Origin of the sequence: Umezawaea tangerina (assembly GCF_003002815.1) — a bacterium.
In the GTDB taxonomy this organism is placed as follows: domain Bacteria; phylum Actinomycetota; class Actinomycetes; order Mycobacteriales; family Pseudonocardiaceae; genus Umezawaea; species Umezawaea tangerina.
Window position 1 is genome coordinate 129,332 of sequence record NZ_PVTF01000004.1, and the last position, 13,069, is coordinate 142,400.

Sequence of the window (13,069 nt, forward strand, 5' to 3'; positions counted from 1 at the left end):
CGCTAGCGCAGGTCGGTCGCGCGAGTGCCGATGTCGAGGAACTGCACGATCGACGCGATGTCCGCGTTGTAGACGAACCCGCGGGTCGCGTCGCTGACGGAGAAGCCCTGCGTAGCGGCGTAGGAGCGCATGTCCGTGGGCAGCACGCTCGACATGTTGAACAGGGTCCGCGAGTAGGCGTCCGGCAGCCCGCCGTCGGCGTCGGGGAACGTCACCGGCTCACCCCCACCCGCCGACACGTGCAGGTTGAACAGCAGCGCGGCACCGTCGGCGCTGGCGTGCGCGCGGATGCCCGCGGCCGGGGCGTCCGGGTCACCGTCGGTGGACTCGCCGTCGGTCAGGTTCAGCACGATCGGCGGGAAGCAGCCGGGGTGGTCCACCAGCCACTTCGCCACGATCGACTCGGCGTACTGCAGGGCGCGGCACATGGGCGTGCCCGCGTTGGCCACCGGGTCCATCCACACCGGGAACCGGGTCGTCGTCTCGACCAGGCCGCCGGCGCCGTCCGGCACCTTCTTGACCCGCTCCTCGACTCTCGCCGGGTTGTCCGCGACCTCGCTCAGCGGCACCAGGTCACGACCGGCCAGCGACCCCGCGTACGCGGAGCCGACGGAGCTGCCGTAGCCGATGACCGCGACGTGGAAGTAGTCGCGAACGCCCTCCTCCTTCGCGCACTTGACCGAGAGCTCGGTCAACAGCCGGTTGATCGCGTCCGCGACCACGTCCGCCTTGCGCTGCGGGCTGTCCCCGCCAATGGGGTCGTTCATGGACGCCGACTGGTCCACGAGGAACACGAAGCAGGTCGGGTTGACCCTGCTGATCTCGGCCGAATAAGCCACGCGAACTACCTCCGGTGTTGACCACGTCGATGCCCGGACACCACCGTAGTACTTCACCCCGCGAACGCTTGCGGCACTACGGCCTCTTCGCTTTCGGGAGCTTGGCCACGACGGCGTCGTAGGAACGATCCACCAGTTCGCGCAGCTCGTCCACCGGCACGGCACCGTTGGTGCGCACCGAATTCCACCCGTACCGTCCGATGTGGGCACTGGCCGTGATGTCGTCGGGGTACCGCTCCCGCAGCTCCACCGCGTCCTCCGCGCACTTCAGACCGATCGTTCCGCCCTCCAGCCCGATGAACGCGAAAGCCTTCCCACCCACCTTGCACACCAGCTCGGCGTCACCCCAGGGGTAGGTCTCCTCCGCACCCGGTTTCGCCAGGCAGTGCGCGATCACGTCGTCGAGGGTCATCCGGTGATTCTCCGACTAGGGAAGGGCGTCCACGAATCGGACGAGCAGCCGGGCGAACTGTTCCTTCTCCGCGTCCGACCAGCCGGACATGGCTTTGTCGAACGCGCTCCGGCGGGAGTTGTGCACTTCCTCGGAAGCGGCGCGACCGGCTTCGGTTCGTTTCAGGAAGGCACGGCGGCCGTCCGTTTGGTCGGCGACCCGTTCGACCAGGCCGGCGGTGACGGCTTTCGCGACGAGCTTGCTGGCGCGGGGTTGGTCGATGGACAAGGCGGTGGCGATGGTGGTGACGGTGGGAGGGGATTGGGTGTGTTCGGCGGCTTCTACGGCGTCTAGGACGTCGAAGGTGGCTGGGGTGGGGGTGGAGAGGGCTCGGCGGGATTGGCGGGATTGGCGGTGGCGGATGCGGGTCATGGCTTGTTCCACGGCGGCCAGGTGGGGGGTGTGGTTCATGGGGCCTCGGTGGGGGTGGATGTGTTGTTGCATGTAGTTGTTGGGGGGCATGTTATTGGTGGGGGTGCGGGGTGGTCGGTGCCCACCCTGTGGCGAAGCCCGGCCCCCGGCCCTCTCACCCCTGGTGAAGCCCGGCCCCCGGTGCGCGATTGTCTCAATGCCTCACCCTTGTTTGTCAAGACGATAAAGCCATCTTGACAAACAAGGGTGAGGCAGGAGGGCGCTGTTTATCGGGGGCGGGAGGGGATCTGGCTTCGCCAGCATCAGGCTGCGCCTGACCAGGCATCCTCGGCTCCGCCGTCGGACAAGGCATCGGCTGGCGCCGACAAGGCCCCAGGCGCTCCGCGCCGGATGCGCGCTGGCGGGCTGCGCCCATCCGGGGGGGGGGGATCCTCGGCTGCGCCGTCGGACGGGGCATTGGCTGGTGCCGATGAGGGCCGCCCCACCAACACGCCCATTCCCCGGCCGCCCACAGGCAGGCCCGCCACGAGCCACCACCTACCCAGCAAAGCTGGGCGGCCAGCCATCTGATCCGACGCCTAGCGTGGACGTCCTGCCAGACGTAGCCCGATTCCCTGCGCAACGGCAAGCCGCGCCAACCCCGTGGGCGAAGCCCGCCAACACCCCCGTGGGCGAAGCCGCGCGCAACACCCCGTGGGCGAAGCTCGCCAACGTGCACCCGGCGCCCCACTAGGCGAGGAAGGGCGTTGTGGGGGGGTGGTCTGGGGTTACTTGATGCCGGCGGCGTCCATGCCTCGTAGTTCTTTTTTGAGGTCCTGGATTTCGTCGCGTAGGCGGCCTGCCAGTTCGAACTGGAGTTCGCGGGCGGCGTTCATCATCTGGTCGGTGAGTTGTTGGACGAGGTCGGCCAGTTCGGAGCGGGCCATGCCGGAGCGGTCCTTGTCGGCGAGGACGCCGGAGCTGCGGCCGGTGCCGCCTGGTTCGCCGGTGGAGCGTTTGCCGCGGGAGGCGTTGCGGCCGGAGCCGCCTACCTCGATGGCGTCCTCGGCTTCGGCGTAGACCTGTTCGAGGATGTCGGTGATCTTCTTGCGCAGCGGCTGCGGGTCGAGGCCGCGGTCGGTGTTGTAGGCGATCTGCTTGGTGCGCCTGCGGTTGGTCTCGTCGATGGCGTGGCGCATCGAGTCGGTGATGCGGTCGGCGTACATGTGGACCTGGCCGGAGACGTTGCGGGCTGCGCGGCCGATGGTCTGGATGAGGCTGGTGCCGGAGCGGAGGAAGCCCTCCTTGTCGGCGTCGAGGATGGCGACGAGCGACACCTCGGGGAGGTCGAGGCCCTCGCGGAGCAGGTTGATGCCGATGAGGACGTCGTAGTCGCCGAGGCGCAGCTGGCGCAGCAGCTCGATGCGGCGCAGGGTGTCGACCTCGGAGTGCAGGTAGCGGACCCGGATGCCGAGCTCCAGCAGGTAGTCGGTGAGGTCCTCGGACATCTTCTTGGTCAACGTGGTGACCAGGACGCGCTCGTCGCGCTCGGCCCGCGTGCGGATCTCGTGCACGAGGTCGTCGATCTGGCCCTCGGTGGGCTTGACGATGACCTCGGGGTCGATCAGGCCGGTCGGGCGGATGACCTGCTCGACGAACTCGCCGCCCGCCTGGCCCATCTCGTACGGGCCGGGGGTGGCCGAGAGGTACACGGTCTGGCCGATGCGGTCGGCGAACTCCTCCCAGGTGAGCGGGCGGTTGTCCAGCGCGCTGGGCAGGCGGAAGCCGTGCTCGACGAGGTTGCGCTTGCGGGACGCGTCGCCCTCGTACATGCCGCCGATCTGCGGCACGGTCACGTGCGACTCGTCGACCACCAGCAGGAAGTCGTCCGGGAAGTAGTCGATCAGCGTCGCGGGCGCGGACCCGGCGGGCCGGTCGTCGATGTGCCGCGAGTAGTTCTCGATGCCGTTGCAGAACCCGACCTGGCGCATCATCTCGATGTCGTAGCTGGTCCGCATCCGCAGCCGCTGGGCCTCCAGGAGCTTGCCCTGGCGCTCCATCGTCGCGAGCGACTCCTCCAGCTCGCGCTCGATGTCGCCGATCGCGCGCTCCATCCGCTCCGGCCCCGCCACGTAGTGCGTGGCCGGGAAGATGCGCAGGCTGTCGACCTCGCGGATCACGTCGCCGGTCAACGGGTGCAGGTAGTACAGCCGGTCGACCTCGTCGCCGAAGAACTCGACCCGGATGGCCAGCTCCTCGTACGCCGGGATGATCTCCACCGTGTCGCCGCGCACCCGGAACGTGCCGCGGTTGAACGCGATGTCGTTGCGGGTGTACTGCACGTCGACCAGGGCGCGCAGCAGCAGGTCGCGCTCGATCTCCCCGCCGACCTTCAGGTCGATGGACCGGTCGAGGTAGGACTGCGGCGTGCCGAGGCCGTAGATGCACGACACGGACGCGACCACGATCACGTCGCGCCTGGTCAGCAGGCTCATCGTGGCCTTGTGGCGGAGCCGCTCGACGTCGTCGTTCACCGAGGAGTCCTTCTCGATGTACGTGTCCGTCTGCGGGATGTACGCCTCGGGCTGGTAGTAGTCGTAGTAGCTGACGAAGTACTCCACCGCGTTGTCCGGGAAGAACTCCTTCAGCTCGTTCGCCAGCTGCGCGGCGAGCGTCTTGTTCGGCGCCATCACGAGCGTGGGCCGCTGGACCTTCTCCACCAGCCACGCCGTGGTCGCCGACTTGCCCGTACCGGTGGCGCCGAGCAGCACCACGTCCTTCTCGCCACCGCGGATCCGGCGCTCCAGGTCGGCGATGGCGGCGGGCTGGTCGCCCGCGGGTTCGTAGTCGGCGACCATGCGGAACTGCCCGTCGGTGCGGGGGATGTCGCCGACGGGCCGGAACTGCGAGTGCGCCTTGGGGGTCGCGTCCTCAGCGGGGATCTCGGTAGGGAAAGCCACAGCACGAAGGTACGCCTGGGGTCCGACAATTTCAGATCGGCGCTGGTCAACCCCCGTTCACGAGCAGTCGCACCCGCAGCAGTCGCCGTCGCAGCAGCAGGCGTCGCCGCAGTCGCAGTCGCAGTCGTTGCACCAGCCGTCGCGCCACTTGCCGCTGAACGGGCCGGGGTGCGGGTCGCGGCAGCAGTACTGGCAGGTCCCGCACTGGTAGAACACCGCGAGGCAGCCCGCCAGCGCGTTGCGGCCGTGCGGCGGCCAGACCAGCTTCGGCCACGCCCACAGGAACCGGCCGGGCCCCGGCTCCTTGGGGTTCTTGCGGCCCTTCTTCGGCGACTGGGGCGGACCACCGGGCGGCGTGCCGCCACCGGGCGCACCAGCGGGCGGCACGGGCGGCGGGGCGTACTGGCCGTAGGTGTTGTCCTGGCCCGATCCGGGCTGGTGGGGCGGCGGGTACATGCCCGGCTCGGGCCGCCAGCCGGGCGGGGGCGGCGGCTGGTGGGAGTGCGGGTCGCCGAACGTGCGCGCGATCGCGGTCTTGAGCTCGTGCACGAACAGCAGGTGCACCAGCCGGTCGTCGGTGAACGTCGCCTCGCGCAGCGCGAGCTTGATGCCCAGCGCGGCGTCGTCGCACAGCCGCCGCGCCTCGACCAGGTCCGTGCCGGTGGCCGTCAACGGGTTCCAGGCACCGGACGCGCGGTCGGCCTCCAGGTCCTCCACGGCGTCCAGCAGGTGCGCGAGCCGCCCGAACAGCCTGCCGACCTCGCGCAGCGGGGCGACGTTGCCGGGGCGGCCCGCGAGCACGGCGGTCTGCGCGCACGCCTCGCCGGTCGCGGTCTCGGTGGGCTCGGTGACCAGCAGCACCGAGCTGCCCAGCCCGGCGGCCGCCTCCACCTCCTCCTGCCTGCGCACGGCCGCGACCAGCACGGACGTGTCGAACCCGAGGTCGGCTCCGGTCTCGGCGGCCTGGTCGGCCCAGCGCGCCGCGACCCGGCGGCCCACTCCCCTGGCGGCCCGGCGGGCGAACACTCCGTCGCCGTCCTCCACGTGGTCGCGCACCTTCGCCGAGGCCAGGACGAGCGACACCGTCGCGGCCAGCCGGGCTCCCCCGCCGTGCGCCACGTCGGCGGGCCGCATCCCCCGCAGCGCGCACGGGCCCGCGGCGCGGCGGCCGGTCCCGGCGGGCGACTGGGCCTCGACCATGGCCGAGATCGCCAGGCCGTCGTAGTTGGTCACGACCCGCGCGAACTGGCCGTGGTCGTCGCGCAGGGCGAGGCAGAGACCGCAGAGATGAGCCATCCACGCATCCCTCAGCTCGGGGCCGAGGCGGTTGCGACAAGGGCGAATGATGCCGAACATGGGCGGATCTTAGACACCGGAATCAACCGAATGTAGCAATATCGGTAGGCCGTTGGACTCGGCAAGATAACGGGATGCGAACGCAGGAGGCCGCCCCCGTGGCGCACATCCACCCACCCAAGATCGAGTACTTCGACCTGGACGCGAAGAGCAACACCGATCCCAAGGGCCACCTGCGCGGTGTCGAGGAGTACCGGACCTCGCCGAGCGGCCTCTACATGTTCCGCCCCGTCCCCGGCCACCCGCAGCTCTCGCACTTCGAGTCGTGGCTGCTGCCCGCGCACGGCCTGCGCGTCACCCGGCAGTCGTGGCACCCCGGCCACGAACGGGACTACGACCTCTACGTGGACGTCGTCGAGATCACCTCCAGCGGCACGGTGTGGAAGACGATCGACCTCTACCTGGACCTGATCGTGCGGACCGGGCACAGCGTGACGGTGCTCGACACCGACGAGCTGCTGACCGCGCTGGGCGCGGGCCTGGTGCAGCCGCCGCGCGCCCAGTGGGCGCTGGAGACCACCTACCGGGCGGTCACGGGGATCTCGGCGCACGGGTTCGACGCGGTCCGCTGGCTCGCCTCCCTGGGAACGGTCACGACCTGGCGACGGCGGTAGTACGGAGAGTGGTACGAGCATCAATCCGTGATGTAACGAATCGACCCGGAGGGTTACCAAGCGCGCACGTAGGGCTACCCTCGGATCGCGTGGGAGCGGTCATCACACCTCAGCTGGTCGACACGGTCGACACCATAAGCGCTGTTCGCAGCTACTCCTCCGGGATGTCGCGGCACCTGACGACCTGCGAGGTCGAACGGTGGGGACTCCGGATGGAATGCCCTACGCCGGAGGACCCGTTCTCCGACTCCGAGGTCACCTGGCTGATCCCGGACCTGGGCCTCCGCCTGACGCACCACCGTCCGCGATCGCGCCACGCGCGCCGGACGCCGAGCGTCCTGACCGCGGTCCGCGTCGAGCGCGACGGCCGGTCGTGGCGCACCACCGACCTCCTGCTGGGCCTCGCGGTCCCCGGCGGCACCACCGCCCGGATCGTGCGCTCGGAGGAGTTCGCCGCCGCCGTCGCGGGGCGCGTGCTGCGCTCGGGCGACGCCGACCTGGCGCTGCGGACCGTGCACCGCACGCTGGAGGAGATCAGCCTGCACCGCCACGACATGACGGCGTGGCTGATGCACCGCGGCCTCTACGAGGTCTGGCCCCCGCTGTAGCCCATCCGCTCCGACGCGGCCGCCATCCAGGGCTCCTTGGCGTCCCCGTAGGCCAGCGCCGTGCCGTCCGAGGCGTGCTCGGCGGCCAGCCCGACCTTCAGCTCCTGGTAGTCCGCCACCTCGTCCGGGTTGGCCCGCAGCCAGTCCCGGAACCGCAGCGCCCACTCCCACCCCGGGCCGCCCTCCACCCGGACGTGCAGGTTGACCCTCCTGCGCGGGTCCGCGCCCACGTGCACCCGCTTCCGCCACAGCTCCGGGTCCGCGCCAGCCGGCTTCGGGGTGTCCTCGTAGGTACCGGTGAGCCGCGGGAACCCCGCGTCGCCCAGCCGTTCGGCCAGTTCGTCGGCCACCTCCAGCGACGGGACGCCCAGCTGGAAGTCGAGCACGTCCTTCGCCGCCAGCCCCGGCACGGCGGTCGACCCGATGTGCTCGACGGTCAGCCCGCCGGACGCCAGCGCGATCCGGTTGGCGACGCGCGCGGCCTGCACGGGCCACGTCCCGTCGTACGGCACGACCTTCGGGCCGCTCGGCGTGAACCGGCGGAGCCGGATGTTCGCCTCGTACGGGACCAGGCGGTCCGCCCACAGCTCGTCCACGGCCGCCAGGACCAGGTCCGGGGTGCCGGAGTTGTCCAGCCACACGTCGGCGACGGCCCTGCGCTGCTCGTCGCTCGCCTGTGAGGCGATGCGGTTGCGGGCGTCGGTCTCGGACATGCCGCGGGAGGTCGTCAGCCTGCGGACGCGCTCGTCCTGGTCGGCGTGGACGATGACGACGAGGTGGTAGGCGGGCGCGACGCCGTTCTCCACCAGCAGCGGGATGTCGTGGACGACGACCGCGTCGGGGGCGGCGGCGGCGATGAGCTCGGCGGTCCGGGCACCCACCTTGGGGTGGACGATCCCGTTGAGGATCTTGCGGGAGGCCTCGTCGGTGAAGACCTTGGCCGCCAGGGCCCCCCGGTTCAGCGCGCCGTGCTCGTCGAGGACGTCCTGCCCGAAGGCCTCGACGATCTGGGCCAGGCCCTCGGTGCCCGGCTCGACGACCTCCCTGGCGAGCTTGTCCGAGTCGATGAGCACGGCGCCGTGCTCGGCCAGCCTGCCGGCGACCGTGGACTTGCCTGACCCGATTCCTCCGGAGAGGCCCACGCGCAACATGGGCGCCAGTCTTTCAGGAGATCTGCTGGGTCATGGACTGGGCGGCGAAACCCGCCAGCACCGGGGCGATCTTGTCGTCCGGGAGGACGCCGTTCTTGGCCCTGACCACGAAGGTGGACTTGCCGAGCGAACCGACGACCAGGCGCTCCTGGGCGTTGGCGATCATGCTGGCCTTCTGCTTGCCGACGTCCACCTCGGAGACGGCGGCACCCTCGGAGCGCTCCGCGTCGACGCTCTCGGTGACCCTGCCCTTGGCGGTCGCCTCGTCGGCGTAGGTGGAGATGCCGACCACGACGACGGCGTCGGGGAGGGGCTTGGCGTCGGGGATGCCGTAGTAGCAGTCGATCTTGGCGGTGCGGCCGAGCGACGGCTCGGGGAGGCCGATGATCATGCGGGTGTCGCCGGGGAGGTCCTGGCCGATCCCCTGGGCGACCTGGGTGGTGGGGACGATCAGCTCGCAGTCGTCGGGAATGGGGCGGTCGGCCATGACGGGAGTGCGGGTGACCGAGGTGGGGATGACGATCTTGGGGATCTGGGGCGGGGGCGCGGCGGGCTTCTTGGGGGCGGCGCAGGCCAGCAAAGCCATGGCGCACATGGCTAGGAGGGCGGGGAAGTACCTGGCGACTGGCATAGGAGAACGAACTTAGTGGGGGGAGGGGGTGGATCCAAGAGGCGCGGCGGGGTGGGGGTGGGTGGTGTTTGGGGTTGACCGGTTCGGGTGGGGGGTGACTGTTGGTGGTCGGGGGTGGGTGGGTTGGGGGGGACATGCCTCCAACCCGCTCGCCGAGTGTTCTATGCCCACCACACCTTGTCAAGACGATGGAGCTGTCTTGACAAGGTGTGGTGGGCATAGAGATGGCTTCGGATCGGGTTGCCGGGTGGATCTGGCTACGCCAGCATCAGGCTTCGCCTGACCAAGCATCGGGCTGCGCCCGACAAGGCATCCTCGCTGCGCGTCGGACAAAGCGGTGGGGCGCTCCGCGCCGGATGCGTGGTGGCGGGCTGCGCCCAGGTGGGATCAGGCTGCGCCTGAGGGGTTCTCGTTGCGCGGCGGGCAGGCGTGCCGTTGGTCTGATTGGAGCTGAAGAAGCCCCGCACCACTGGTGTGGTGCGGGGCTTCTTCTAGGTGTTACCGGCTAGCGATCCGTGAGGATCAGGCGCCACCCGAGAGCTTCTCGCGGAGGAGGGCGAGCTGCTCGTCGCTGGCGAGGGTGCCACCGGACTGGGCCGGGGCGCCGGTGCTGGACGCGGCGGCCGGGGCGTCGCCACCGGAGGAGTAGTTGGTCTCCCCAGCGGCCTCTTCCTCGGCGGCAGCGGCCTTCGCGACCTGCTTCATGTGGGCCTCGTAACGAGTGTGCGCCTCGGCGTACTGGCGCTCCCACTCCTCACGCTGCTTGTCGAAGCCGTCCTGCCACTCCTGGCTCTCGACGTCGAAGCCCTCGGGGTAGATGTAGTTGCCCTCGGCGTCGTACTCGGCGGCCATGCCGTACTGCGTCGGGTCGAACTCGGAGTCGACCGTGAAGCCCTCGTTCGCCTGCTTGAGCGAGAGGGAGATGCGGCGGCGGTCGAGGTCGATGTCGATGACCTTGACCATGACGTCGTCGCCGACCTGCACGACCTGCTCCGGGATCTCGACGTGGCGCTCGGCCAGCTCGGAGATGTGCACCAGGCCCTCGATGCCCTCGTCCACGCGGACGAACGCGCCGAACGGAACCAGCTTCGTGACCTTGCCGGGCACGATCTGGCCGATGGCGTGGGTGCGGGCGAACTGGCGCCACGGGTCTTCCTGCGTCGCCTTGAGCGACAGCGACACGCGCTCGCGCTCCATGTCGACGTCGAGGACCTCGACGGTGACCTCCTGGCCGACCTCGACGACCTCGGAGGGGTGGTCGATGTGCTTCCAGGACAGCTCCGAGACGTGCACCAGGCCGTCGACGCCACCCAGGTCCACGAAGGCACCGAAGTTGACGATCGAGGACACGACGCCCTTGCGGACCTGGCCCTTCTGCAGCTGGTTGAGGAACTCGCTGCGCACCTCGGACTGCGTCTGCTCGAGCCACGCGCGGCGGGACAGGACCACGTTGTTGCGGTTCTTGTCCAGCTCGATGATCTTGGCTTCGAGCTCGCGGCCGACGTAGGGCTGGAGGTCGCGCACGCGGCGCATCTCGACGAGCGACGCGGGGAGGAAGCCGCGCAGGCCGATGTCGAGGATCAGACCACCCTTGACCACCTCGATGACGGTGCCCTTGACCGGCTCGTCCTTCTCCTTGAGCGCCTCGATGGTGCCCCACGCGCGCTCGTACTGGGCGCGCTTCTTGGAGAGGATCAGCCGACCTTCCTTGTCCTCCTTCTGGAGAACAAGGGCCTCGACCTCGTCGCCGACCTTGACAACGTCGTTGGGGTCGACGTCGTGCTTGATCGACAGCTCACGCGAGGGGATGACGCCCTCGGTCTTGTAGCCGATGTCGAGCAGGACCTCGTCCCGGTCGACCTTGACGATCGTGCCCTCGACGATGTCGCCGTCGTTGAAGTACTTGATCGTCTTGTCGATAGCGGCGAGGAAGTCCTCCTCCGTACCGATATCGTTGATCGCGACCTGCTTCGGCGCCTTGGCGACCGGGACAATGGTGGTGTCGGTGGACATTAGGTAGGTGGCTCCGGTACGGATTGGGATTGGGTGGCCTGCAAAGTGCTTCGCGCGGCGGGCACACCCGACCTCCACAGGCCAGTTGTCGTGCTACTGGATCATGGGCAGAGCTAACCCACTACGCAGGCGGTATCGTACGCGGCTTCGCGACCAGCGGGCAAACCGGTACCCCCACGTTAGGAGCAGTGTGTCCACCCAGCACGCCAGTGCCGAACTGACCCTCGGCACGACCGGGATCGCCAAGCGTCCCGTGGACGCGGACGAGTCCCGCGCGGCCAACCGGATCTGGTGGGACGCCGACGCCGACGACTACCACGCCGAGCACGGGGACTTCCTCGGCGCGGCCGACTTCATGTGGTGCCCGGAGGGGGTCCGCGAGGAGGACGCGCGGCTGCTCGGGGACGTTGCGGGCAAGCGCGTGCTGGAGGTCGGCTGCGGGTCCGCGCCGTGCGCCCGCTGGCTCGCCGCGCAGGGCGCGCACCCGGTCGCGTTCGACATCTCCGCGGGCATGCTCCGGCACGCCGCCGCGGCCAACCGGGAGACCGGCATCGCGGTCCCGCTGGTCCAGGCGTCCGCGGACCAGTTGCCGTTCGCGGACGGCTCGTTCGACGCGGCCTGCTCGGCGTTCGGCGCGGTGCCGTTCGTGGCGGACTCCGGCACGGTGATGCGCGAGGTCTCGCGGGTGCTGCGCCCCGGCGCGCCGTGGGTGTTCGCGGTGACTCACCCGATCAGGTGGATCTTCCCGGACGACCCCGGCCCCGGCGGGCTCACGGTCACCCAGTCGTACTTCGACCGGACGCCGTACGTCGAGGTCGACGAGGCGGGCCGGGCGACCTACGTCGAGCACCACCGGACCATGGGCGACTACGTCCGGCAGCTCGCCGAGGCCGGCCTGGACCTGGTCGACCTGCTGGAACCCGAGTGGCCGGAGGGCCACGAGCGCGAGTGGGGCCAGTGGAGCCCGCTGCGCGGCAGGCTCTTCCCCGGCACCGCGATCTTCCGCACCCGCAAGCGCTAGCGCCCCCGCTCGTCGCGCCGAGCCCGCCGGACACCGCTCCGGCACGACGCGCCGCGCACACCTGACCAGGTGGGAGCGGTCCCGAGTCGTAATCTTGGGCCCATGAGGGTGGGTCGAGGACTGCTGGACGCTCAGTCCGCGCGGTTCGCGTCGCTCGACCCGATGCTCCCGGCCGTCCCGGAGCCTCCGGACGGCGACGTGCTCACGGCGGCGCTGCCGGACGGCACGCGGGTCGCAGGTGTGGTGCACCACCAGGTGCACGAGCCCGCGTCGATGAGCAGGCTCTGGTCGGCCACCGAGGTGTGGGAGATGACGCCGCTGCTGGGCGCGGCGGGCGGGCGCGGGATGGACGCGCTGCTGCGGTCGTGGCGGCGGATGATGGACCGGGTGGGCAGCGTCGAGCCGGACTCGGCGTGCGTGCTGACCTGGCCGAGCCGGGACGCCGAGGCGACGAAGGCGCTGCTGGACCACGGGCTGGTGCCCCTGTCGACGATCGCCGTCCGCCGCGATCCCGGCGGCCGGGACAACGGCCCGCCGCCGACGCTGCGGATCCGCCGGGCCACCCCGCACGACCTGGAGGCGGTCCTCCAGCTGGCGCTGGCCGAGCTGCACTACTCGTCGCTGGTCGGCTCGACGGTCGCCCGGCCGGAGGCGGTGGCGCTCAAGCGCCGCACGCTGCGCGACCGGCTGGCGTCGAACGGGCCGACGTGGCTGGCCGAGCGCGACGGGATCGCGGTGGCGCTGGCCGAGTGCGCGATCGTGTCGTCGGAGCCGGGCAACTGGACGTCGACCCGGCTGCCGCACGGCCGCTGGGGGTACGTGAACTGCCTGTCGGTGCTGCCGGGCGCGCGCGGCAGCGGCATCGGGCAGCAGCTGATGGCGTTCGCCCACCGGGAGCTGCGGCGGCTCGGGACGGTGGGCACGTACCTGTACTACAACCCGCCGAACCCGCTCTCCTCGGTGTTCTGGCCGCGGCAGGGTTATCGTCCACTGTGGACCGTGTGGGAAGTGCGCCCGGCGTTCGCGCTGCGCTGAGCCCCGAAGTCCGTTTCGCGAGGTTGCCGAGAACGTCAC

At 70.3% G+C, this 13,069-nt stretch carries 12 protein-coding genes; 4 read left to right on the forward strand and 8 right to left on the reverse strand.

From position 1 onward, the window contains the following. Window positions 1-2 precede the first annotated feature (2 nt). The 5 genes from CLV43_RS14630 to CLV43_RS14650 all read right to left on the reverse strand — a co-directional run bounded on the left by CLV43_RS14630 (window position 3) and on the right by CLV43_RS14650 (window position 5,957). The gene (locus tag CLV43_RS14630) at window positions 3-839 is read right to left on the reverse strand and encodes a vWA domain-containing protein (protein WP_106187715.1); all 837 of its coding nucleotides are present in this window, start codon (window positions 837-839) and stop codon (window positions 3-5) included. 76 nt (window positions 840-915) lie between these two features. Further along, window positions 916-1,251 (reverse strand): MmcQ/YjbR family DNA-binding protein, encoded by a 336-nt coding sequence (locus CLV43_RS14635; RefSeq protein ID WP_106187716.1) that lies wholly within the window; start codon window positions 1,249-1,251, stop codon window positions 916-918. A gap of 15 nt (window positions 1,252-1,266) precedes the next feature. Further along, complete coding sequence (locus CLV43_RS14640; protein WP_106187717.1) at window positions 1,267-1,701, reverse strand: MarR family winged helix-turn-helix transcriptional regulator; 435 nt, start codon at window positions 1,699-1,701, stop codon at window positions 1,267-1,269. A 728-nt stretch (window positions 1,702-2,429) separates the two neighbouring features. Next, window positions 2,430-4,601 carry an excinuclease ABC subunit UvrB gene (uvrB, locus tag CLV43_RS14645; protein ID WP_281262160.1) on the reverse strand — a complete coding sequence of 724 codons (2,172 nt, stop codon included), beginning with the start codon at window positions 4,599-4,601 and terminating at the stop codon, window positions 2,430-2,432. Window positions 4,602-4,658: 57 nt separating this feature from the next. Next, a complete protein-coding gene (locus tag CLV43_RS14650) occupies window positions 4,659-5,957 on the reverse strand; it encodes a DUF5685 family protein (RefSeq protein ID WP_106187718.1) in 1,299 nt (432 codons plus the stop codon). 74 nt (window positions 5,958-6,031) lie between these two features. On the opposite strand from CLV43_RS14650, the gene CLV43_RS14655 reads away from it, so the two are divergent. Continuing rightward, window positions 6,032-6,571 carry a ribonuclease FAU-1 family protein gene (locus tag CLV43_RS14655; RefSeq protein ID WP_106187719.1) on the forward strand — a complete coding sequence of 180 codons (540 nt, stop codon included), beginning with the start codon at window positions 6,032-6,034 and terminating at the stop codon, window positions 6,569-6,571. 89 nt (window positions 6,572-6,660) lie between these two features. After that, window positions 6,661-7,179: a ribonuclease FAU-1 family protein gene (locus CLV43_RS14660; RefSeq protein ID WP_106187720.1), complete on the forward strand. Its 519-nt coding sequence runs from the start codon at window positions 6,661-6,663 to the stop codon at window positions 7,177-7,179. On the opposite strand, the gene coaE is transcribed toward CLV43_RS14660, so the two are convergent. The 3 genes from coaE to rpsA form a co-directional block, all read right to left on the reverse strand. Continuing rightward, window positions 7,155-8,330, reverse strand: a complete 1,176-nt coding sequence (coaE, locus tag CLV43_RS14665; RefSeq protein WP_106187721.1) for a dephospho-CoA kinase — start codon at window positions 8,328-8,330, stop codon at window positions 7,155-7,157. The two genes, CLV43_RS14660 and coaE, sit on opposite strands and share 25 nt — an antisense overlap. Before the next feature lie 13 nt (window positions 8,331-8,343). Next, on the reverse strand, window positions 8,344-8,961 hold the full coding sequence (locus CLV43_RS14670; RefSeq protein WP_146174766.1) for a hypothetical protein: 618 nt from the start codon (window positions 8,959-8,961) through the stop codon (window positions 8,344-8,346). Window positions 8,962-9,483: 522 nt separating this feature from the next. Continuing rightward, window positions 9,484-10,974 carry a 30S ribosomal protein S1 gene (rpsA, locus tag CLV43_RS14675; RefSeq protein ID WP_106187723.1) on the reverse strand — a complete coding sequence of 497 codons (1,491 nt, stop codon included), beginning with the start codon at window positions 10,972-10,974 and terminating at the stop codon, window positions 9,484-9,486. 190 nt (window positions 10,975-11,164) lie between these two features. Between rpsA and CLV43_RS14680 the strand changes: the two genes are divergently transcribed. Further along, entirely contained in the window at window positions 11,165-11,995 is an 831-nt protein-coding gene (locus CLV43_RS14680) for a class I SAM-dependent methyltransferase (RefSeq protein ID WP_245886462.1), read from the forward strand. 102 nt (window positions 11,996-12,097) lie between these two features. After that, a complete protein-coding gene (locus CLV43_RS14685; protein ID WP_106187725.1) occupies window positions 12,098-13,030 on the forward strand; it encodes a GNAT family N-acetyltransferase in 933 nt (310 codons plus the stop codon). Window positions 13,031-13,069 lie beyond the last annotated feature (39 nt).

Coding starts and splice junctions, on each gene's coding strand:
- CLV43_RS14650 (WP_106187718.1), bottom strand. CDS start 5,957: ATGTTCGGCATCATTCGCCCTTGTCGCAACCGCCTCGGCCCCGAGCTG.
- CLV43_RS14685 (WP_106187725.1), top strand. CDS start 12,098: ATGAGGGTGGGTCGAGGACTGCTGGACGCTCAGTCCGCGCGGTTCGCG.
- CLV43_RS14655 (WP_106187719.1), top strand. CDS start 6,032: ATGCGAACGCAGGAGGCCGCCCCCGTGGCGCACATCCACCCACCCAAG.
- CLV43_RS14635 (WP_106187716.1), bottom strand. CDS start 1,251: ATGACCCTCGACGACGTGATCGCGCACTGCCTGGCGAAACCGGGTGCG.
- CLV43_RS14670 (WP_146174766.1), bottom strand. CDS start 8,961: ATGCCAGTCGCCAGGTACTTCCCCGCCCTCCTAGCCATGTGCGCCATG.
- coaE (WP_106187721.1), bottom strand. CDS start 8,330: ATGTTGCGCGTGGGCCTCTCCGGAGGAATCGGGTCAGGCAAGTCCACG.
- CLV43_RS14640 (WP_106187717.1), bottom strand. CDS start 1,701: ATGAACCACACCCCCCACCTGGCCGCCGTGGAACAAGCCATGACCCGC.
- rpsA (WP_106187723.1), bottom strand. CDS start 10,974: ATGTCCACCGACACCACCATTGTCCCGGTCGCCAAGGCGCCGAAGCAG.